This is a genomic window from Nocardia sp. NPDC050406 (genome assembly GCF_044459025.1).
GTDB lineage: Bacteria > Actinomycetota > Actinomycetes > Mycobacteriales > Mycobacteriaceae > Nocardia.
In genome coordinates, this window is the sequence record NZ_JBITIM010000002.1 from 997,633 (window position 1) to 1,017,986 (window position 20,354).

Below are 20,354 nucleotides of genomic sequence, written 5' to 3' on the forward strand. Positions count from 1 at the left end.
GCAAGTATGTGTGCGCGCCGACACCATGCGGCGCCGCTGTGAACTCAGCCCGCCGCGACCGGCGCGGTGACGGCGTTGGTCAGGCGCACCAGATCCGCCGGGGCCACCTCGATCTCCAATCCGCGCTTGCCCGCGCTGCACAGCACCCGATCCCACCGCAGCGCCGATTCGTCGATCACCGTCGGCAACCGCTTCTTCTGGCCCAGGGGCGAAATGCCGCCCAGCACATAGCCGGTCGTGCGCTCGGCCTTGGCCTTGTCCGCCATGGCGGCCTTCCCGCCGCCCAGCGCCGCGGCGGCGGCCTTGAGCGACAAGGTATTCGGCACCGGCAGCACCGCCACCGCGAGCCCACCCGAATTCAGTTCGATCACAAGGGTTTTGAAGATCTGCTCGGCGCCGACCCCGAGTTCGGCGGCCAATGCCTCGACCGCCTCGGCCCCATAGGAGTCACTGCGCGGATCGTGGGTGTAGGAGTGCACGCGGTGCTCGACCTTCGCCTGCACCAGTGCGCGAATCGCCGGAGTGGGAGCAGCAGCCATAACGGGCGAGCCTAGCCAGGCGCCCCCGCGCCCCGACACCCGATTTCCATGGCCCCGGGAACACCGCGACCATTCGGCATGTTGCACGCCATGCGCGACCGCGAAGGTCCGCCGCAACAGTCAAGCAAGCGAAGGAGACGCCGGTGGCCGTCATGGTCGAGAACCGCCCGATCGGGCTCGCGCCGCTCGCTCGGACAGCGCCACCGGGGCTGGCCGCCATCGATGCCGGATTCACAACGCTCATCCCGCTCGCGGTAGATTCACAAGCTACGGCGATCGAAGGGATGAGCGTGACGAGCGACGACGAAATGGCTGTCGATCGCCCTGGCGATGACGACGCGGCCACCAACGAGGGCATCGACGACCTGACCGTCGACGACGAGGCGGGCGCGGTGCGCAGCACCGCCAGCGCCGAGGACCTGGCGCAGCGGTTCGAGCGCGACGCGCTGCCGCTGCTGGATCAGCTCTACGGCGCGGCGCTGCGGATGACCCGCAATCCGGCCGATGCCGAGGACCTGGTGCAGGAGACCTTCGCCAAGGCCTACCAGGGGTTCCGCTCCTTCAAGGAGGGCACCAACCTGCGCGCCTGGCTGTACCGCATCCTGACCAACACCTACATCAACTCCTACCGGAAGAAGCAGCGCCAACCCGCGCAGTATCCGACCGACGAGATCACCGACTGGCAGCTGGCCTCCACCGCCGAGCACACCTCCACGGGTCTGCGTTCGGCCGAGATGGAGGCGCTCGAGGCGCTGCCCGACGACGACATCAAGCGGGCGTTGCAGGAGCTGCCGGAGGAATTCCGGATGGCGGTGTACTACGCCGACGTGGAGGGCTTCCCCTACAAGGAAATCGCCGAGATCATGGGAACCCCGATCGGCACCGTGATGTCCCGGCTGCACCGCGGTCGCAAGCAGCTCAAGGGGCTGCTCGCCGATGTCGCGCGGGAACGCGGATTCAACCGATCGGGTAGCACGCGTCAGGAGGTCACCCAGTGAGCGACGATATGGACCTGGACTGCTCGGCGGTACTCGCCGACGTCTGGCTGATCCTGGACGGGGAGTGCGATCAGGCCACCCGTGATCGGCTCCAGCACCATATGGACCACTGCTCCCCGTGCATCGAGCAGTACGGCTTGGAGGAGAAGCTCAAGCGCCTGCTGAACCGCAAGTGCGGCGGCGACAAGGCCCCGGACTCGCTGCGCCAGCGGCTGACCGTGGAGATCCGCAGCTTCACCCAGGTGGAGACGCGCCGGGTCGACACGGGCGAATAGCCTCGTCGGCGACACCCCGAAAAAGCTGAGCGGCACGCTTCCCATGTGGGAAGTCGTGCCGCTCAATGCTTTTCGAAGCTAGTCGAGAAGCTCAGGCGTTCGGCCGCTTGCCGTGGTTCGCACCGTTCTTCTTCCGACTGCGCTTCTTACGTCCACGCTTACCCATGGGTAGTCTCCCTTCTGATTGAAGGACATTCTTTCACGTGTGGTTGGCTGTACCTTCAGCGGTCCGAGATCAACAGGAGACAAGGGGTGCCCATGGCCGAAGAAGTGCTCGCGGAGATGGTGTCGACCGTCTTCCAGATCGTCGCGACCGAAGGACAGAGCGTCAACGAAGGCGACACCCTGGTACTTCTCGAGTCCATGAAGATGGAGATTCCGGTGGTGGCCGAGGCCCCCGGCACCGTGTCCTCGATCAATGTCGAGGTCGGACAGGTGCTGCAGAAGGGCGATCTCATCGCCACCATCGCCTGATAAGCCCTTCCCGGATAAGGTCTTCCGACGGCCAGCGTGCGACCATACACCCGACGTGAAAGGGCGTGGGTGAATGTCGACACTGAGCGAACTGCTGGCCGAGCACACGGATCTGCCGGGCGCGGCGGTCGATCATCTCCAGCGGGTGGTGGGTGACTGGCAGCTGTTGGCGGATCTGTCCTTCGCCGATCTGACGCTCTGGGTGGGGGCGGGTCCGGTCTCCGAGGGCGCGGACGTGGTGTGTGTCGCCCAGTGCCGACCGACCACCGCGCCGACCGTGCACCCCGAGGATCTGGTCGGCACCACGGCGCTCAAAGAGGATCATCCGCAGGTCTTCGACGCGCTGATGAGCGGGGACATCGTGCGGGTCGACGCGGATTTCGAGGCCGCGGGCGTGTATCACCCGCATCCGGTGCACGTGATTCGCGAGGGCATTCCGGTGCGGGTCGGTGAACACGTGATCGCCGTACTCGGCCGCGATACCGATGTGCAGCGCCGCAAGATGCGCTCCAATCTCGAGGTCGCGTACATGTCCTGCGCCGACGACCTGTGCCAGATGGTCAACGACGGCACCTTCCCGACCCTCGAGGATCGCACTGGGTCGCACTCCAGCCCGCGCGCCGGGGACGGGTTCATTCGCCTCGACACCGAGGGCATCGTCGACTACGCCAGCCCCAACGCGCTCTCGGCCTATCACCGCATGGGGCTGCAGAACGACCTGGTCGGTCAGGATCTCGCGCTCACCACGCGCTCGCTCATCACCGATCCCTTCGACGCGCAGGAGGTGGTCGGCGATATTCAGGCTGCGCTGGCCGGAAAGGCCGGGCGCAGAATGGAAGTCGAGGCGCGCGGGGCGACGGTGCTGTTGCGCACACTGGTGCTGCGACCGCACGGCGATCTCGGTGGCGCGGCGGTGCTGGTGCGCGATGTCACCGAGGTGAAGCGGCGCGACCGGGCACTGCTGTCCAAGGACGCGACCATTCGCGAAATCCACCATCGGGTGAAGAACAACCTGCAAACCGTGGCCGCACTGCTGCGACTACAGGCCCGCCGCACCGAGAACGAGGAGGCGCGGCTGGCGCTCACCGAATCGGTGCGCCGGGTCACCTCCATCGCGTCCGTGCACGAAATGCTCTCCATGTCGGTCGACGAGGAGGTCGATCTCGACGAGGTGGTGGACCGCCTGCTGCCGATCATGGCGGATGTGGCGACCGTGCACACCGCGCGCATCAAGGTGCGCCGCGCCGGATCGCTCGGCGTGTTCTCCGCCGAACGCGCGACGCCGCTGGTCATGGTGCTCACCGAACTGGTGCAGAACGCCATCGAGCACGCCTTCGACTCGGGTGAGAACGGTACGGTAACAATCCGTTCCGAGCGCTCGGCGCGCTGGCTCGACGTCATCATCAGCGACGACGGACGCGGCCTGCCCGACGGTTTCAGCCTCGAGGCCTCCGACCGCCTGGGCCTGCAAATCGTGCGCACCCTCGTCACCGCGGAATTGGGCGGCTCCATCGGCCTGCACCCGGGCAAGGATATCGGCACCGACGCCGTACTCCGCGTCCCGCTCGGCCGCCGCTCGGCCCGCTGAGGCGGACCTCGAGGCGGCGGCGCGCCAATTAGCCAATTCGCATATTTATAGCGACCGCATACGAATTCCGTTGGCGTCGTGACAACTGATTTCGTAACGATCGGGGTAACTCAGGGGGTACGCCCAGAATCGGATTGGCACCCGACCGGCGGCACGCGTAAATGGGCGTCAACGGCTCTTCGCCGTGCGCTGAAGTCGCGGAGAGGCGGGGGAGAACAATAAAGCCCGGCACCTTCGGTTGGTGCCGGGCCGAAATGCGCTGCCGACCGTCGTGGGGCTGCGGTCGTAACGCCAGTCGTCGAACTAGACGACGGTGCGGGTGCGCGTACGCGCGTTGCGACGCTTCAGAGCGCGACGCTCGTCTTCGCTCATACCGCCCCAAACACCGGCATCCTGCCCGGACTTCAGAGCCCAGGAGAGGCAGTCGGCGGTAACGGGGCAGCGTGCGCAGACCAGCTTCGCGTCGGCGATCTGCGCGAGCGCCGGACCACTGTTACCCACCGGGAAGAACAGCTCGGGGTCCTCGTCGCGACAGATGGCCTTGTGGCGCCAGTCCATTCCTCTGCTCCTTTGCTAGGGCATGCGCATGACGCTGCCCTTCGGGTTTGTGGTCCGTTCACTTGTGCGACTCGAATGTTTCCGCACGGTTGCTTGTGAATGCTTTCACGAACACCGTAGATGTCAATACTTGTTTGGTGCACCGTGGGGAAGCTCACGCTGTAAGACCCCTACATCGAGGGCCTGCCTGATCATTTGTACTCGCTCGGGCAGGTTTTCGCAGCCCATCGGCGATGTTTCTCAGGTGTGTCGAGCCGACTAGGGCTGCGGCGCGACGACTTCCAGAACGTCGGGGACGCATGTGAAATTCACCATGTTGCGTCGGCCGATGAAGTCGCCATCGATTTGCAAACCGATCGGCTCGTCCGCCTCGATTCGCACCGCCGGAACATCGTCGACGCGAAACAATTTGTCCCCCTTGGGATCTCCGGTGGGGGAGAGCAACTGGCGGGCGATGCCGAGGGTCTTGACGACACTCATGGTGCGCATGGCAAACACGCCGAGACCCGTTTCGAACGAGGTGCCCGGGTTGGTGCGCACCGGCGTGTTGTTCAGGTACGTCCAGGGGCTGGCGTTGGTCACGAATGCGTAATGCACCTCCGTGACCGGTTCGTGACCCGGAATCGCTACGCGCACCAAGGGATCGCGGCGCTTGGCCTTGAAGAACTGTTTGACGGTGGTACGCAGATAGCGACCCGGAGTCGCGGCATGCCCGTTGGCGCGCTTGGCATCAATGGCCTCGCAGACCTCGGCGTCGAGTCCGACACCGGCGCTGAAGATGAACCAGCGGTCGTCGGCGATGCCCAAACCAATGCGCCGGTCCTTCTCGACGGTGAGCAGATCGATCAACTGGTTGGTGGCGCGGACCGGATCCGCATCGATACCCAGGGCACGGGCGAAGACATTCGCGGAACCGCCCGGAATGATTCCCAAACGCGGCAGACGGTCGCGTTGTCCCGGCGTGCCGGGCAATGGCAGGAAGCCGTTGATGGTCTCGTTCACCGTGCCGTCGCCGCCGTGCACCACGATCAGGTCCATCGCGGTATCGGCGGCCCACTTCGCCAATTCCGCCGCGTGTCCGCGGCGCTCGGTGTGCACGACCGTGAGCTGGGTGCGGCTCTCCAGGGCGTGGGCCAGTAGATCGCGAGTCTCGGGGGTGGTGGAAGTGGCATTGGGGTTCACGATCAACAGCGTCCGCACTCGAAGCAGCCTACTGAGCGAACCCGTGTGCGAGTCGTCCGAGTCACACCATGGCGGCTCGGCGGCTCCGGCCGGTCGCGCCGGTAGCGGTTGCGGCGCAGGTCGTTAGGCTGTGCGCGTGGCTGAGCAGAACTCCGGTGGGAAGAACGCGGCGACCGAGGCCGTGCCGACGACGGTGCGGGCGGCGGGCGCGCTGGTCGCCCTCGAGGGGGCACTCGGTCTGGTGGCGATGGTCGTGCTCGTGGTGATGGGCGTGAACGGGTCCGCCCAGAGCGCCAAGAACAGCTACCTCACCGCCGCCTACGCGGCCATTGTCGGCGGCGCGGTCTTCGCCGCGGGCCTGGCGCTGCTGCGCGGCCGCCGCTGGGGACGGGCCATCGCCGTCATCACGCAGCTGCTGCTGCTCGGCGTGGCCTGGTACATGGTCACCTCGGATCGACTCGACCTGGCCGTCCCGCTGGCCCTGGTCGCGGTCGCCGCGCTGGTGACCCTCTTCGCCCCGGCCTCGATCCGGTGGATGGCCGCCGGGTACGACACCTCGGAGTAGCGCCGCGCCCCGAGGGGCCGAAAACCCCGCTGAATGCCACGTAGACGGCTTTTGGTCACTTGACCATGTCGGGGTGGCCGAGCGGGGTCGGCGGTTGCTCTCGACGCGATCCCTCGGTCGAACCGCGCTCCGAATTACGAGGCGGCGAGCTTGGCGAGGGCGTCGCCGGTGAGGCGGTAGTTGGTCCACTCGTTCTGGTCGACCGCGCCGATCGACTCGTAGAAGTCGATGGACGGGGTGTTCCACTTCAGGACCGACCAGTCGACGCGGCCATAGCCCTGTTCGACGGCCTCCTGGGCGAGAGCGACCAGCAGCGACTTCCCGAACCCGCGGCCGCGGGCCACCGGCTTGACGTAGAGATCCTCCAGGAAGATGCCGTGCACACCCTCCCAGGTCGAGAAGTTGCGGAACCAGATCGCGCAGCCGACCACGCCCTCCGCCTCGGAACCCTCTGCCACATGGGCGAATACGGCGGGGGAGTCGCCGAACAGCGCGGTGCGCAACTGATCCTCGGTGAGGTGGCACTGCTCGGCGGCCTTCTCGTACTCGGCCAGATCGTGGACCAGTCCCACGAGGGCGGGAATGTCGGCGGGGGTGGCGCGGCGGATCATCGATCCCCTTTCACAGGTCGTCGAGGTGGGCGATCAGATTGTGCGCCCGCAGCGTACGCGCGTCGTGGTCGTGGCCCAAGACGCTGATACCGGCGGTGGACAGGAAGAACCGACGGCCTTCGCGCACCTCGAATTCGAGCCAGCGGGCAATGAGCGCGCGAGAGAAATGGCCGTGGCCGACGCAGACGACATCGCGGTCGGCCAAGGCGATTTCGGCGCGGGCCAGCAGTCGGTCGGCGCGTGCGGTGACCTCTTCGGGCGTTTCGCCGTTGGGCGTGACGCCGGTCCAGATGGTCCAGCCGGGTGCGGTTTCGCGGATCTGCGGGGTGGTGATGCCCTCGTAGTCGCCGTAATCCCACTCCACCAGATCGTCGGTGAGGACCGGCTCGGGAAGCCCGGCCAGTTCGGCGGTGCGCACCGCCCGCTGCCGCGGACTGCTCCACACCAGCGGATCGCGCAGCCCCAGCCCCGCGAGCACCTTTCCAGCCTCCCGCGCCTGCGTCTCGCCACCGGCGGTGAGCGGGATATCCGTGCGGCCGGTGTGCTTGCGCGCGGCCGACCATTCGGTCTCGCCGTGGCGGAGGAGGACCAAGCGGTGTTCGGTAGCGGCCATGTATTCGATCATGCCCGATACGCCCGGCCTCGCGGCGAACGCGCCTGGACAACAAGACGCGCTTCACGCACCGGATAGGGTTCGCGCTGCCGCGGAGTCGGACGGTGGCACTGGACTGCCGGGCTTGGTGCGGGCGACCTTGGAGGGTCGAGCCACTTACGGGGCGCCGACCGCGTACAGCTGGTTGTCGCGGCGCTCCAGGATGGTCGGCCCGACCACCGCGAGGGAGATCGGCTCACCGTGATAGTCGCTGCGCTGCAGCGGGATTCGCTTGTTCTGCGCGCCGGAGTCCGGGGTCAGGGTGGCGTAGCCGTCGGCGACCGGGACGATCAGCTGGCCCGCCATGAGGGCCGGGCTGCCCACCGCGCCCTCGTAGGTCCAGGTGGGGGCCAGGGTGCTGGAGTTCAGGGCGATCAGGGAATTGCCGGTGAAGACCGCGAAGACCGCACCGATGCGAGTGACCGTCGCCTGATCGGAGAGATTCGTCGAAATCGGGTAGGTGGCAATGGGATTGCCGGAGATGTCGAACAGGGCGATCTGCGGCGGGGTGGCATCGACGCCGGGGAGGAAGACCGCGACTCGGCTGTCGGAGACCGCGAGGACGCGCGCACCCGGTGCCGCGCCACCCGGTTCGGTGAGCACATGGGAGCTGTACTCCTCGGGCACCGTGCCGTCCTTGGGTGCCGGATTGAGCAGGGTGAGCCGGTCGGCATTGTCCTTGGGGCAGCGCTCCAATACCGCCAGACGGCTGGAACCCGATGTGGCCGAGAGCAGTTCGCAACCCGAGCGCGGCTGGGTGTGCGGATTCACCGGCGCGTCGACCTTGCCGTACTCGAGGGTGCGCACCAGATCCGAGCGCCACATCTCCAGGCGGTCGGAGCCGAGGGCGAGCACGTAGGTGCCGTCCACCGACAGCCGCACCGCATCGTCCATATAGCTGGAGCGCGCGGTCTGGCGCTTGCCGGACTCGCCGTAGAGCTGGGTGGTCTGGCTGCAGCCGCGGTCGTCGCGATAGGTCGCCACGACCGTGCCGAACTGGGTCTCCACCCCGCACAGCGGAATATCGCGCTCGTACTTCCAGACCTGTTCTCCGGTGCGCGGATCGCGCCCGGTCACCGTGCCGCCGTCCGCGGTGAGCGCGACGCCGCCGGTGACCAGTGCGCGCTGGGCCGCCGCATCCGGGGCATGCCAGAGTTCGCGCAGGTCGGTGGGGACCTGACTGGGAGTCGGTGGGGCCGAGAGGGTTTTATCGGCGGTGACCGATTCGGTCCCGCGCGCGGAACTGGTGAACCAGATCACCACCGCCGCGATCGCCACCAGAGCGGCGATCGCGGCAGCGATGACGATATCGGCGCGCGTCCGCCGCTCAGGTGCGAGCACGTCTGCGAGACTAACCGATTCGCGCGGCTAGGCCGACGCGGCGACCGTGGTGTCGGTGCCGACCTCGGCGGACGCGGTCTCGGTCTCCGCCTTGCGGCGACGGCGACGAGCCGGAGGAGCCGACTCGGCGGCCTCCGCCTCGGCGCCGGTGTCCGAACCGTTCTGCGCGCTGTCGGCGGCGGTCCGCTTGGCACGCACGCGCTTCTTGGGCGCGGCGGGCGCCTCCGCGTCGGCGGTGGCGGAATCGTTGCGCACGGCACCGGCGGTGTCGGCGGTATCACCCGCGGCGCGCTTGGCCCGGGTCCGCTTCTTGGGGGCGGGGGCCGCCTCCGAATCCGTTGCGGCGGAATCGCTCTGCGCCTCGACACCCGCCTCGGCAGTGTCCGCTGCCGCGCGCTTGGCTCGGGTCCGCTTCTTGGGAGCGGCGGGCTCCTCCGAAGCGGCGGCCGCGTCGTCGCGTACGGCGTCGGTGGCGTCAGCGGCGGCGCGCTTGGCTCGGGTCCGCTTCTTGGGGGCGGGGGTCGCCTCCGAATCCGTTGCGGCGGAATCGGTTTGGGCGACACTGTCGCTCGCGGGCGCGGTCTCGGCGGTGTCGGTGGCGACCGTGGTATCCGCCGTGCGCTTGGCGCGGGTGCGCTTCTTCGGCGCGGCGACCGCTTCGGCGGAATCGGTTGTGGCGGACACATCCTCGGTCGTGCCGTCGCCCGCGGTGGTCACGGCCTGGGCGTCGACCGGTGCGGTGGTCTCGGCGGGCGCGGTCGAGGCGCTGGCCTGCACCGCGGGGGCGTCGTTCGACTCGTCCGCGTCGGCGCTGTCGTCGCGAGGCGCGCTGGCCTCGGAACCGCCGCGACGGCGGCGACGACGGCGGGCGGGCTTGTCCGCACCGGCGTCAGGGCCGGACGCGTCGGGATCGGCGGTCGAAACCGCTTCGGCCGCAGTGGAATCGGCGTCGGTGGTCTGCTCGCCGACGTTCCCCGCCGCGGCGGCCTCGGAGCCCGAACCCCTGCCGCGCCGACGACGGCGGCGACGACCGGGGCGGTCGGCGGCGTCCTCGGTGGTCTCGGCGGTCGCCTCGGGCGCGGTCGAGTCGGTGGTCTCGACCGTCTCCGCGCCCTGCTCCAGCGGCCGACCGCGCACGGTCCGCTTGCGATTGCGCTTGCGGGGTGCGCGCGGCTCGCGCTCCACCACCACCGCGTCCTCGTCGCGGGCGGGCTTGGGCTTGCGCAGCTGGCCGGTGACGCCCTCGGGAATGCCGAGGTCGGCGTAGAGGTGCGCCGAGCGCGAGTAGGTCTCCACCGCTTCCGGCATATCCAGCTTCAGCGCGGAATTGATTGCGGCCCAACGGTTCAGCTCATCCCAGTCGACCAGGGTGATGGCGACGCCGGTGCGGCCCGCGCGGCCGGTGCGGCCGATGCGGTGCACGTAGGTCTTCTCGTCCTCCGGGCACTGGTAGTTCACCACGTGGGTGACATCGTCGATATCGATACCGCGCGCGGCCACATCGGTGGCCACCAGCACGTCGATCTTGCCCTCGCGGAACTTCTTGAGCGCCTTCTCGCGCTGCACCTGGTTCAGGTCGCCGTGCACCGCGCCGACCGCGAAGCCGCGCTCGGCCAGATCGTCGGCCACCTTCTGCGCGGTGCGCTTGGTGCGGGCGAAAATCATGGTGGCGCCACGGGTTTCGGCCTGCAGGATGCGCGCCACCAGTTCGCTCTTGTCCAGCGCGTGCGCGCGGTAGACGAACTGCGAGATGCGCTCGGTGATGGTGGTGGCGTTGGCTTCCTCGGCGCGAATATGGGTGGGCCGGTGCAGGAAGGTGCGCGCCAGGGTGATGATCGGGCCGGGCATGGTCGCCGAGAACAGCATGGTCTGGCGCTGTTCGGGGACCATGTTCAGGATCCGCTCGATATCGGGCAGAAAGCCAAGGTCGAGCATTTCGTCGGCCTCGTCGAGCACCAGCACGCCGACCTTGCCGAGTACCAGGTGACCCTGTTCGGCCAGGTCCTGGAGGCGGCCCGGGGTGCCGACGACCACGTCGACGCCGTCGCGCAGCGCCGCGATCTGGGATTCGTAGGGGCGGCCGCCGTAGATCGAGGTGACCTTCAGCGAGCCCTTCTGGTTCTTCAGGTACTTGCTGGCGTTCTCCAGGTCCTGGGTGACCTGGATGCACAGCTCACGCGTCGGCACGATGATCAGTGCGCGCGGGGTGCCGTCCAGCGGGGTGGTGCCGGAATCGGTGGTGGCGATGCGATGCAGCAGCGGCACACCGAAGCCGAAGGTCTTGCCCATACCGGTGCGGGCCTGGCCGATGAGATCCTCACCGGCCAGTGCGAGCGGCAGGGTGAGTTCCTGAATGGCGAAGGTGCGCTCGATGCCGATCTCGTTGAGTGCGCGGACGATTTCCTCGCGCACGCCCAATTCGGCGAAAGTGGGAGCGGTGTGGGTGTCGTCGAGTTCTGCGGTGAGCAGGGTGTCGGCGACGCCGGGTTCCTGCTCTACGGTGATCTTGCTCAGGGTTCGTGCCTTCCTCGTAATCGCGTCTCGCGCGCACGAGGCGTGGGGCGGACCGGTCGGTCCGCGACGACCACTGATCCATCCGTGTCATCTGCCGCAGCGGGATGCCCTGGCCGGTCTTCTCACGGACCGAAGAAGTGGGCATCTACCTGGCGCGGCGCTGAGATGAAGTGGATCTGGTGCGCGCACATTTTCCATGGACTTCGGGTTCCACTCGGGTGGTTCGCGGCACTCGCGGCAAACCGGATCGAGCGAAAATTTTCGTTGTCCGCAGAGATTGTAGCGTGATACGGTCTACGACCCATTTCCCGCCACCGTAATTACGCGGTTCTATTGCGCTGTTCGGGGTCGGGGTGCGGCCTTCGAGCGATGTCGGAGCGGTCCGGGAATTCGGCGGCAAGCGCTGTGGCGCAGGATAATTCGATCCTCGCGACCGGCGTGTCGGGGGTGCTTCGCAGTTGAGTTCATCACATAGGTGTTACACCGTGTAGCAGTATATGCGAACTTGTGTACGTGAGCTTGGCAGACACCGTGACACTCGCCGCGCGCAATGCGTGGGCCCTGACCTTCGGCGACGGCATCGAGACGCCCGAATCCACCCCCGCCACGGTGCTGGACGACCGGCCGCACCGACTGCTGCGTCGCTACGACGGGGCCGCCGCGGACGCGCCCGCCGTCCTGCTGGTGCCGCCGTTGGCCGCGCCCGCCTTCTGCTTCGATCTGCGGCCCGATCAGAGTCTGGTGCGGTTCCTGCTGGATTCGGGGCGCGCGCCCTATCTGGTCGATTACGGCGATATCGACTACGGCGACCGGGACATGGGATTCGAGACCTGGATCGACGACATCCTGCCCGAGGCGATTCGCCAGGTCTCCGCCGATCGGGGTGGGCGGCCGGTGGATCTGGTGGGCTGGTCCATCGGCGGTGTGCTGGAACTGCTGACCGCCGCGGCCGATCCGACGCTGCCGATTCGCTCCATCACCGCGGTGGGCGCGCCGCTGAGCTACGACCATATGGTCGGCATGCCGCAGTTGCGGCAGCTCATCAAGGTCACCGGTGATCGCGTGACGGTCGCCGCGGTGGCCGCGGCCGGTGGCATTCCCGCGCCGATCACCCGCATCGCCTACCGCGTCACCGCGTGGGAGCGGGAACTCAAGCGGCCGTGGTTCATTGCCAAGAACCTCACCGATACCGCCACTCTGGCGCGCATGGAGACCATCGACCGGTTCCAGAACGCGCTGCCCGGGTACCCGGCGCGCTTCTACAACCAGCTGTGGCGGCGCTTCATGATGGCCAACGACATCGGCAAGGGCGTGGTGCACCTCGGTAGCCGCCAGATCGCCTTGGCCGACGTCACCGTCCCCGTCCTCCTGGTCGGCGGTCCCCAGGACGCCATCACCGCGGCGGCCGCCGTCGAGCACGGCACCAAGACCCTGACCGGTTCCCCGGACGTTCGCTACGAGACCGCTCCCGGCAGTCACCTCGGCATCCTGTTGGCGCGCGAGACCACCTGGACCTATCTGGACAAGTTCCTTCGGGACCTGCCCTGACGTCTCGGTATTAGGGTGTAGGTCATGGGAGCAAACACGTCTGCCGCGCTGGGTGTTTCGGAGGACTCGGGCAAGGTCGCCGCGGACGATCCGGGTGTGATCGATCTGTTCGCGGTGCTCGCCTACGGCGAGATCTCCGCGTTCTATCGACTGGCGGAGGAGGCGAAGCTCTCGCCGACCCTGCGCGGCAAGGTGGCCGTCGCCAAGATGGCCGCCGCCGAGATGGGGCATTTCACCACCCTGGAGAACGCGCTCGCCGAGCGCGGCGTGGACGTGTTCGACGCCATGGCCCCCTTCGTGCGCGCCCTGGACGCCTACCACGCCTCCACCGACCCCTCGACCTGGCTGGAGTCGATGGTCAAGTTCTACGTCGGCGACGGCATAGCCGCCGACTTCTACACCGAGATCGCGGGCGCGCTCACCCCCGAGATCTCCGAGATCGTCCGCGACGTCCTCGAGGAGACCAGCCACTCCGAATTCGTCGTAGAGGAAGTCCGCACCGCGGTAGCCCAAAACCGCTCCGAACGAGACCGCCTCACCCTCTGGGGCCGCCGCCTCCTCGGCGAAGCCATCACCCAAGCCCAATACGTCATGGCCCAACGCGACGAACTCACCGACCTCGTCCTCACCGCCACCGGCGACCTCAACGGCATAGCCACCCTCTTCGAGCGCATGCAAAGCAGCCACGCCGAACGCATGGCAGTCCTCGGCCTGGGCTGAACTCTGCTTTCCCGTGCCCCGCTGCCTGACGGCAGCGGGGCACAGCTGTGAAAAGGGGAGGAAGACCCCCGCCGCCGAAGTACGCGGTTGCCAATGGCAGCGGGGAAAGCCGTGGAGTGGGGAAGCGCCCCGCCGCAACCTAGGCACCGCCGCTACAGTCCCCCGGCTGCCGTTGGCGCTGATGCCCCAGTTGGCTTTGGTGGTGCCGCTCGCGTTGGTGCTGATGTCCGCGTTGGCGTTGGTGGTGCCGCTCGCGTTGGGGCCTGATGCCCGCGTTGGCCTTTGTGGTGTCGCAGGTGTTGGCGCTGCTGCCTGGTTGGTCCCGCTCCGTTCGGCTGCTGAATGGCGGCTGCGGTCGTCGCCGTGCTCCGACGTGCAGGCTGGGCCGGGGCGTGCCGTTCTCTCGTTCATTCCCTCTGCGCCCCGCCGCCGTCAGGCGGCGGGGCGCGAGATTCGAGAGCCGGTTTCGCTGTGAGCGCAGGGCGGTCGCTGACCGGGGGGAGGGGGGCTGCATTAGCCTGGTCGGGACAGCACAGGACACTACGTTCGGAGGTTGGCCGTGGAGGTCAAGATCGGTATTTCGGATAGCCCGCGGGAACTGCTCATCAACAGCTCGCAGACTCCCGAAGAGGTCGAGGCGCTGGTGGCCGGTGCGCTCAAAGGTGAGGCCGGGGTGGTTTCGCTGACCGATGAGAAGGGCCGCAAGTACCTGATCCAGGCCAGCAAGGTCGCCTACGTCGAGATCGGCACGCCGACCAGCGGACGGGTCGGCTTCGCCACCGTCTAGTCGGTGCGCCCGGCGGGTAGCCCTCGCCTCGTGAAAACAATTGCTCCGTTGGGAATCCCAACGGGGCAATTGTTCGAGTAGGGGGTGTTCAGTCGATCGGGTGCAGCGGGACGTGCTTCAGACCGCCCCAGCACAGCGCGACGGTGGTGTCGACCGCCTCTTCCTTCGGAATCGGTCGATCGGCCTCGAGCCAGTAGCGAGCGCTGAACTGGCTCGCCCCGACCAGGCCCACGGCGAGCACACGAGCGCGGTAGGGGTCCAAACCGGAGTCGTGGGCCACGAGGTCGAAGACCGCGTCCACGCACGCCTCGGTGGCCTGCTCCACCCGCCGCTGCACCTGCGGCTCGCTGGTGAGGTCGGACTCGAATACCAGTCGGAAGCCCTGGGTTTCGTGGTCCACGAAGTCGAAATACGCCTGGACGGCGGCCCTTACGCGCTGCTTGTTACTGGTGGTGGAGCGCAGCGCCTGGCGCACACTCGACACCAACGCGTCCACATAGTTCTGCAGGACCGCGAGGTACAGCTCCAGCTTGCTCGAGAAGTGCTGGTACAGCACGGGTTTGCTGACGCCCGCGCACTGCGAGATCTCATCCATGCCCGCGGCGTGATAGCCGCGCAGCACGAAGACCTCACTGGCCGCGGCGAGTAGCTGAGTGCGGCGGGCCTCCCGGGGCAGGCGTGTCCCGCGCTTGCTCGGCGCCATGGCCTCGGACGACGCGCGGCGCGCGGTCATCCGGTCCACGAGGTCTGTCATTTTCCGATCTCCCAGTCGATTACCGGCGGGAAGGATGTGCGCCGGGGGGTATCTCATGGACGATACTCGCTCAGGCCCCCGGTGCCGATCCTGGTTCCGAATTTTGGTGTGCTGAATGTTGTCGAACGCGGCGCGTTCGGATGCCTCGATTATGGGAGGCGCATCACAGTCTGCATGCAGGACTACCGCTTTGTGACACATGCCGCAATATCTCCGTGAGATATGTCGCAGCAATCCTCGGCACCCACCCGGCCCCCGAGAGCCGATCGCGGCACTGTGAGACTCTGGATAGCGTGACCGACCATGGGGGCAGATATTCCGGCGGGCGCGATTCACGCCCCGTGGGAGCTACTGCGCCGCGTACGGCGATCGGCGGCTCGAATCGCAGAGGTAAGCCGAGCGGACCCGTTTACGATCCGCTCGGCCTCTACACCGGAGAGAGCACCATCGCGTCCAGGGACCCTGACACCGAGGAGCCCCGCCCGCTCCCGCACCAACCGCTGCGGGCCCGCTGGGACCCCACCGCCCTCCCCGAGGGCACGCGCTCGAGACCACAGCGCGAAACCAAGAAACAGAGCGCGCTGGGCCGCTTCGTCTCCCGCTACGGCTGGCGCGCCTATGCCCTGCCGGTCCTGTTGATGGTGACCGTGCTCGTGGTGTTCGACGCGGTGCGCGGTGGTGGCGAAAGCGTCGGCATGGCACCGGGTTTCGGCCATCTCAGCGAACGCTCCGACGGCACCGAGGTGATCGGCGCCCCACCCAAGGGCGATGGGAAATTCGCCGCCGACCTGCCCACCGGCGCGCTACCCGAGGGCGGCCCCTACGCGGTGACCGGGGCGGGCACCTGGCATATCGTCCCCGGCACCAGCGCCCAGGTGGGCACCGGCACCGACCACGTCTTCCACTACACCGTCGAAATCGAGGACGGTATGGACACTTCCGGTATCGGCGGTGACGATTCGGTGGCCAAGATGGTGGAGGCCACGCTCGCCAATCCCAAGAGCTGGACCCATGATTCGCGATTCGCCTTCCGCCGTGTGGATTCCGGCGAACCGGATTTCCGAGTTTCGCTGACCTCCCGCGAAACCACCCGCACCACTTGCGGATTCGAAATTCCCATCGACTCCTCGTGCTACAACTCCGGCCTCGACCGCGTGGTGCTGTCGGAGGTGCGCTGGGTGCGCGGAGCCCTGGCCTTCGAAGGCGATATCGGCTCCTATCGGCAGTACCTGGTCAACCACGAGGTCGGCCACGCCATCGGCTACCACGAACATCAGGCGTGCGAGACCGACGGCGGCCTCGCGCCGGTCATGATGCAGCAGACCTTCGGCACCCGGAACAACGAGATCGCCGCGCTGGATCCCGACGGCGTCGTGCCGATGGACGGCAAGAAGTGCCGCTTCAACCCCTGGCCGTATCCGCGCGGGTGATCGCGGCCGGGCTCGCCCCTGACATCGGGACCCCGCCGCCCTGCCCTAGGCTTGGGAAGAACGCCCCGGTCCGCCGCGTTGCACAAGGGGTGCCACCGCCGTCGCGGTAGGCGTGATCGGTGAATTCGATTCGAGGAGTCCAGGACGTGTCGTCAACCAAGTCCCTGCCACCGCTCGTCGAGCCCGCAGCGGAGCTGACCCGGGACGAGGTCGCCCGCTACAGCCGCCACCTGATCATTCCCGATCTGGGTGTGGACGGTCAGAAGCGTTTGAAGAATGCCAAGGTGCTGGTGATCGGCGCGGGCGGGCTCGGCTCCCCGGCGCTGCTGTACCTGGCCGCCGCGGGTGTGGGCACCCTCGGCATCGTGGAGTTCGACGAGGTCGACGCCTCCAATCTGCAGCGCCAGGTCATTCACGGCGAATCCGATATCGGCCGCTCCAAGGCCGACAGCGCCCGCGACTCGATTCTGGAGATCAACTCCGGAATCACCGTGGAGCTGCACAAGATTCGCCTCGAGCCCGACAACGCCGTGGAGCTGTTCTCGCGCTACGACCTGATCGTCGACGGCACCGACAACTTCGCCACCCGCTACCTGGTCAACGACGCGGCGGTGCTGGCGGGCAAGCCGTACGTGTGGGGCTCCATCTACCGCTTCGAGGGCCAGGTGTCGGTCTTCTGGGAGGACGCCCCCGACGGCCGCGGCATCAACTACCGCGATCTGTACCCGGAGGCCCCGCCGCCGGGCATGGTTCCCTCCTGCGCCGAGGGCGGCGTGCTGGGCGTGCTGTGCGCCTCCATCGGTTCGATCATGGTGACCGAGGCCATCAAGCTGCTGACCGGTATCGGTGACCCGCTGCTGGGCCGCCTGATGGTCTACGACGCACTGGACATGACCTACCGCACCATCAAGCTGCGCCGCGACCCGGACCGCCAGCCGATCACCGAACTGATCGACTACGACGCCTTCTGCGGCGTGGTGTCCGAGGAGGGCCAGGCCGCCGCCATCGGCTCCACCATCACCGCGCGCGAGCTCAAGGACATGCTCGACGCGGGCAAGGACGTCGCCATCATCGACGTCCGCGAGCCGGTGGAGTGGGATATCGTCCGCATCGACGGCGCGACCTTGATTCCCAAGGACCGCATTCTCTCCGGCGAGGCGCTGGCCGAACTCCCGCAGAACCGCCCGATCGTGCTGCACTGCAAGACCGGTATCCGTTCCGCGGACTGCCTCGCGGCCCTGAAGCAGGCGGGCTTCTCCGACGCGACTCACCTGCAAGGCGGCATCGTGGCCTGGGCCAACCAGGTCGACAAGTCTCTGCCCGTGTACTGACGGGTCCACAACCCAGAGCCACAACGTCGTGGTTTCGCGCCCGGTGCGGTTATCGCACCGGGCGCGATGTATTCGGGCGGTCGGCGGGGACTGCGGGTCACAGTGGCATTGCGGTAGGGATCCGACCGGGCGGTGTGTGCGGTGTGGCTCCTGATCGGTGTTCCGTTGCGGCGGTACCGTACGCGCGTGACCATGACTGCTGTGGAACCTCCCGAGCATGTGCGCGCGACCTTCGGGCTGCGCGAGGTGATGCCGGTTCCGCTCGGGACCTGGGATGGCGGGTGGCGCTGCGGTGATGTGGTGCTGAGCCCGGTGACCGATCACGCCCGCGCGGCCTGGTCGGCCAAGGTGCGCGAGGGCCTGCGCGTGGACGGGCTGCGCCTGGCGCGCCCGGTGCGCGCCACCGACGGGCGCTATGTCGTGAGCGGCTGGCGCGCGGACACCTACCTGGAAGGCGTGCCGGAGCCGCGACACGACGAGGTGGTGTCGGTATCGCTGCGATTGCACCAGGCGACGGCCGAATTGGAACGCCCGCGCTTCCTGGTGCAGCCGCCCATCGCCCCATGGGTGGATGTGGATGTCTTCGTCGCCGCGGATCGGGCCGCCTGGGAGGCCGTGCCGCTGCGCAGCCTCAAGGTGGGCGGCATGCTCCCCGCCACCTCGCCCGACGGCGACCGCAGCCTCGAATTGATCGGGCAGCTGGCCACTTTCCGCAAACCGGTGACCGCCGCGCCGCAGCTGGTGCACGGGGATCTGTTCGGAACCGTGCTGTTCTCGGGCAATTTCGCACCCGGCCTCACCGATATCACCCCCTACTGGCGGCCCCCGTCCTGGGCGGCCGCGGTGATCGTGGTGGACGCGCTGTCCTGGGGCGGCGCGGACGACGGACTGTTGGAGCGCTGGGCCTCGCTGCCGGAGTGGTCGCAGATGCTGGTGCGCGCGGTCATGTTCCGCCTGGCCGTGCACGCCCTGCACCCGCGCTCGACCCCGGAAGCGTTCCCGGGCCTGGCCCGCACCGCCGATATGATCCGCCTGATCCTCTAGACCCGCTCACTCGTCTTCGGCATGACCGCCTTGCGGGTGGTGATCGCGCTGACGATCAGCGCCGCCAGGCAGAAGCCCGCGAGGGTGAGCCCGCCGATGGTGGCGGGCGTGGTGAACCCGTCGGCTGAGGTGAAAGCCTCCGGGTGACTGGCGATGATGGACCCGACGATGGCGACGCCCAGGCATTGGCCGACCTGGCGCGAGGTGCCGGTGAGCGCCGAGGCGACTCCGGCGCGCGAGGCGGGCAGCCCCGAGACCGCGGTATGGGTGATGGGCGTGTTCATCATGCCGTCGCCCGCGCCGAACAGCGCGTAGGCGCAGATCAGCAGCAGCGCCGTGTGGTGGTGGAAGTTGGCCACCAGCAACAGCATCGACACGGTGGCGACCACGCCGCCGATGAGCAGCGCGGGCCGTGCGCCGTGCCGCGCCACGATCCGCCCCGAGACCGGCCCGAAGACGAACATGGCCGAAGCCATGGGCAGCAACTGCAATCCGGCCTGCATGGGGCTGCTGCCCCGCACATCCTGGAGATAGAAGGTGTTCAGGAACAGGAACCCGCCCAGCGCCGCGAACACCAAGACCGCGATCTCGCACGCGCCCCGAAACGGCGCGGACCGGAAAGCGTCCAAGGGGATGAGCGGTTCCGGGTGGCGCGCTTCGTATTTCAGCAATCCGACCAGGCACGCCAGGGATCCGGCGAACGAGCCGAGCACCTCCACCGAACCCCAACCCCGGTGCGGCCCTTCGATAATGGCGAACACCAGCAGCCCGAGGAGCCCGGCGGCCAACACCTGTCCGACCGGATCGAACCGGCGTGGCTGTGCCGCACGGGAATTCGGCACGAACAGCGCGGTCGCGACCAGCGCGGCGATGGCGACCGGCACATTGATCCAGAAGATCGCCTCCCACCCGATCCGGTCCACCAGATAGCCGCCCACCACCGGCCCGGCCGCGGTGCTCACCCCGATGGTCCCGCTCCACACCCCGATGGCCTTGGCCCGTTCCCGACTGTCCGGGAAGACATTCGTAATGATCGCCATGGCAACGGGATTCATCATGGAGCCGCCGACGGCCTGCAATACCCGGAAGGCCACGAGCCAGCCGATGGAGGGTGCGAAACTACAGGCCAGCGAGCCGGAGGCGAAGAGTGCGAGCCCGGTCATGAACACCGTCTTGCGCCCGATCCGGTCCCCGAGCGAGCCGCTGAACAGCAGCAGGCAGGCCAGCACCAGCGTATAGGCGTCGATGATCCACTGCGATCCGGCGATGGAGGCGTGCATTTCGCGCTGGATATCGGGCAGCGCCACATTCAACGCGGTGGTGTCGAGGCCGACCATCAGCAGACTCGTGCAGCAGATCACCAACACCAGCCAGCGCGACGGTTGTGCCATGCCGCCACCCTGCCAGCGACACGCCCGAGGACTGTCCGGACACGCCGAAACG

Annotated in this window: 20 protein-coding genes and 1 pseudogene; 11 read left to right on the top strand and 10 right to left on the bottom strand. The window is 67.8% G+C overall.

Features of this window, described 5'->3' with window-relative positions:
• Positions 1-44 precede the first annotated feature (44 nt).
• Complete coding sequence (gene ybaK / locus ACIBH2_RS17915; RefSeq protein ID WP_397118686.1) at positions 45-539, bottom strand: Cys-tRNA(Pro) deacylase; 495 nt, start codon at positions 537-539, stop codon at positions 45-47.
• 308 nt (positions 540-847) lie between these two features.
• Between ybaK and ACIBH2_RS17920 the strand changes: the two genes are divergently transcribed.
• Positions 848-1,537, top strand: coding sequence for a sigma-70 family RNA polymerase sigma factor (locus ACIBH2_RS17920; RefSeq protein ID WP_397120836.1), 690 nt, complete (start codon positions 848-850; stop codon positions 1,535-1,537).
• An 8-nt stretch (positions 1,538-1,545) separates the two neighbouring features.
• Positions 1,546-1,812, top strand: a complete 267-nt coding sequence (gene rsrA, locus ACIBH2_RS17925) for a mycothiol system anti-sigma-R factor (protein ID WP_397120838.1) — start codon at positions 1,546-1,548, stop codon at positions 1,810-1,812.
• A gap of 91 nt (positions 1,813-1,903) precedes the next feature.
• On the opposite strand, the gene ACIBH2_RS17930 is transcribed toward rsrA, so the two are convergent.
• Entirely contained in the window at positions 1,904-1,978 is a 75-nt protein-coding gene (locus ACIBH2_RS17930; RefSeq protein ID WP_157552472.1) for a 50S ribosomal protein bL37, read from the bottom strand.
• A 92-nt stretch (positions 1,979-2,070) separates the two neighbouring features.
• Between ACIBH2_RS17930 and ACIBH2_RS17935 the strand changes: the two genes are divergently transcribed.
• Both ACIBH2_RS17935 and ACIBH2_RS17940 read left to right on the top strand, forming a co-directional pair.
• Entirely contained in the window at positions 2,071-2,286 is a 216-nt protein-coding gene (locus ACIBH2_RS17935) for a biotin/lipoyl-binding carrier protein (protein ID WP_397118688.1), read from the top strand.
• A 73-nt stretch (positions 2,287-2,359) separates the two neighbouring features.
• Complete coding sequence (locus ACIBH2_RS17940) at positions 2,360-3,874, top strand: sensor histidine kinase (protein ID WP_397118690.1); 1,515 nt, start codon at positions 2,360-2,362, stop codon at positions 3,872-3,874.
• A 303-nt stretch (positions 3,875-4,177) separates the two neighbouring features.
• On the opposite strand, the gene ACIBH2_RS17945 is transcribed toward ACIBH2_RS17940, so the two are convergent.
• Positions 4,178-4,432 (bottom strand): WhiB family transcriptional regulator, encoded by a 255-nt coding sequence (locus tag ACIBH2_RS17945; protein ID WP_011211115.1) that lies wholly within the window; start codon positions 4,430-4,432, stop codon positions 4,178-4,180.
• A gap of 258 nt (positions 4,433-4,690) precedes the next feature.
• Positions 4,691-5,632, bottom strand: a complete 942-nt coding sequence (locus tag ACIBH2_RS17950; protein ID WP_397118692.1) for a diacylglycerol/lipid kinase family protein — start codon at positions 5,630-5,632, stop codon at positions 4,691-4,693.
• Between the two features lie 118 nt (positions 5,633-5,750).
• Between ACIBH2_RS17950 and ACIBH2_RS17955 the strand changes: the two genes are divergently transcribed.
• On the top strand, positions 5,751-6,179 hold the full coding sequence (locus ACIBH2_RS17955) for a hypothetical protein (RefSeq protein WP_397118694.1): 429 nt from the start codon (positions 5,751-5,753) through the stop codon (positions 6,177-6,179).
• Between the two features lie 134 nt (positions 6,180-6,313).
• Here ACIBH2_RS17955 and ACIBH2_RS17960 read toward each other — a convergent pair whose 3' ends face one another.
• The 4 genes and pseudogenes from ACIBH2_RS17960 to ACIBH2_RS17975 form a co-directional block, all read right to left on the bottom strand.
• A complete protein-coding gene (locus tag ACIBH2_RS17960) occupies positions 6,314-6,790 on the bottom strand; it encodes a GNAT family N-acetyltransferase (protein WP_397118696.1) in 477 nt (158 codons plus the stop codon).
• Positions 6,791-6,800: 10 nt separating this feature from the next.
• Entirely contained in the window at positions 6,801-7,403 is a 603-nt protein-coding gene (locus tag ACIBH2_RS17965; RefSeq protein ID WP_397118698.1) for an acid phosphatase, read from the bottom strand.
• 156 nt (positions 7,404-7,559) lie between these two features.
• A complete protein-coding gene (locus ACIBH2_RS17970) occupies positions 7,560-8,783 on the bottom strand; it encodes a hypothetical protein (RefSeq protein WP_397118700.1) in 1,224 nt (407 codons plus the stop codon).
• 945 nt (positions 8,784-9,728) lie between these two features.
• A pseudogene (locus ACIBH2_RS17975) lies at positions 9,729-11,318 on the bottom strand (DEAD/DEAH box helicase); the annotation flags it as partial.
• A 492-nt stretch (positions 11,319-11,810) separates the two neighbouring features.
• On the opposite strand from ACIBH2_RS17975, the gene ACIBH2_RS17980 reads away from it, so the two are divergent.
• From ACIBH2_RS17980 to ACIBH2_RS17990, 3 genes are all read left to right on the top strand, one after another.
• Positions 11,811-12,845, top strand: a complete 1,035-nt coding sequence (locus ACIBH2_RS17980) for an alpha/beta fold hydrolase (protein ID WP_397118702.1) — start codon at positions 11,811-11,813, stop codon at positions 12,843-12,845.
• Between the two features lie 24 nt (positions 12,846-12,869).
• A complete protein-coding gene (locus ACIBH2_RS17985) occupies positions 12,870-13,565 on the top strand; it encodes a ferritin-like fold-containing protein (RefSeq protein ID WP_397118704.1) in 696 nt (231 codons plus the stop codon).
• A gap of 559 nt (positions 13,566-14,124) precedes the next feature.
• Positions 14,125-14,352, top strand: coding sequence for a DUF3107 domain-containing protein (locus ACIBH2_RS17990; protein WP_397118706.1), 228 nt, complete (start codon positions 14,125-14,127; stop codon positions 14,350-14,352).
• A gap of 88 nt (positions 14,353-14,440) precedes the next feature.
• Here the strand turns inward: ACIBH2_RS17990 and ACIBH2_RS17995 are convergent, their stop codons facing one another.
• Positions 14,441-15,106, bottom strand: coding sequence for a TetR/AcrR family transcriptional regulator (locus ACIBH2_RS17995; RefSeq protein WP_397118708.1), 666 nt, complete (start codon positions 15,104-15,106; stop codon positions 14,441-14,443).
• A gap of 446 nt (positions 15,107-15,552) precedes the next feature.
• Between ACIBH2_RS17995 and ACIBH2_RS18000 the strand changes: the two genes are divergently transcribed.
• The 3 genes from ACIBH2_RS18000 to ACIBH2_RS18010 all read left to right on the top strand — a co-directional run bounded on the left by ACIBH2_RS18000 (position 15,553) and on the right by ACIBH2_RS18010 (position 18,911).
• Positions 15,553-16,536 (top strand): DUF3152 domain-containing protein, encoded by a 984-nt coding sequence (locus ACIBH2_RS18000; protein WP_397120842.1) that lies wholly within the window; start codon positions 15,553-15,555, stop codon positions 16,534-16,536.
• A 146-nt stretch (positions 16,537-16,682) separates the two neighbouring features.
• Entirely contained in the window at positions 16,683-17,867 is a 1,185-nt protein-coding gene (gene moeZ / locus ACIBH2_RS18005) for an adenylyltransferase/sulfurtransferase MoeZ (protein ID WP_397118710.1), read from the top strand.
• Between the two features lie 192 nt (positions 17,868-18,059).
• Positions 18,060-18,911: a TIGR02569 family protein gene (locus tag ACIBH2_RS18010; protein ID WP_397120844.1), complete on the top strand. Its 852-nt coding sequence runs from the start codon at positions 18,060-18,062 to the stop codon at positions 18,909-18,911.
• Here the strand turns inward: ACIBH2_RS18010 and ACIBH2_RS18015 are convergent.
• Positions 18,908-20,302, bottom strand: coding sequence for an MFS transporter (locus ACIBH2_RS18015; protein ID WP_397118712.1), 1,395 nt, complete (start codon positions 20,300-20,302; stop codon positions 18,908-18,910). The genes ACIBH2_RS18010 and ACIBH2_RS18015 overlap by 4 nt on opposite strands.
• Positions 20,303-20,354 lie beyond the last annotated feature (52 nt).

Excerpts from the sequence above, each read along its gene's own strand:
- ybaK (WP_397118686.1), bottom strand. The coding sequence starts at position 539 with ATGGCTGCTGCTCCCACTCCGGCGATTCGCGCACTGGTGCAGGCGAAG.
- ACIBH2_RS17920 (WP_397120836.1), top strand. The coding sequence starts at position 848 with ATGGCTGTCGATCGCCCTGGCGATGACGACGCGGCCACCAACGAGGGC.
- rsrA (WP_397120838.1), top strand. The coding sequence starts at position 1,546 with ATGGACCTGGACTGCTCGGCGGTACTCGCCGACGTCTGGCTGATCCTG.
- ACIBH2_RS17935 (WP_397118688.1), top strand. The coding sequence starts at position 2,071 with ATGGCCGAAGAAGTGCTCGCGGAGATGGTGTCGACCGTCTTCCAGATC.
- ACIBH2_RS17940 (WP_397118690.1), top strand. The coding sequence starts at position 2,360 with ATGTCGACACTGAGCGAACTGCTGGCCGAGCACACGGATCTGCCGGGC.
- ACIBH2_RS17945 (WP_011211115.1), bottom strand. The coding sequence starts at position 4,432 with ATGGACTGGCGCCACAAGGCCATCTGTCGCGACGAGGACCCCGAGCTG.
- ACIBH2_RS17960 (WP_397118696.1), bottom strand. The coding sequence starts at position 6,790 with ATGATCCGCCGCGCCACCCCCGCCGACATTCCCGCCCTCGTGGGACTG.
- ACIBH2_RS17965 (WP_397118698.1), bottom strand. The coding sequence starts at position 7,403 with ATGGCCGCTACCGAACACCGCTTGGTCCTCCTCCGCCACGGCGAGACC.
- ACIBH2_RS17985 (WP_397118704.1), top strand. The coding sequence starts at position 12,870 with ATGGGAGCAAACACGTCTGCCGCGCTGGGTGTTTCGGAGGACTCGGGC.
- ACIBH2_RS17995 (WP_397118708.1), bottom strand. The coding sequence starts at position 15,106 with ATGACAGACCTCGTGGACCGGATGACCGCGCGCCGCGCGTCGTCCGAG.
- ACIBH2_RS18010 (WP_397120844.1), top strand. The coding sequence starts at position 18,060 with ATGACTGCTGTGGAACCTCCCGAGCATGTGCGCGCGACCTTCGGGCTG.
- ACIBH2_RS18015 (WP_397118712.1), bottom strand. The coding sequence starts at position 20,302 with ATGGCACAACCGTCGCGCTGGCTGGTGTTGGTGATCTGCTGCACGAGT.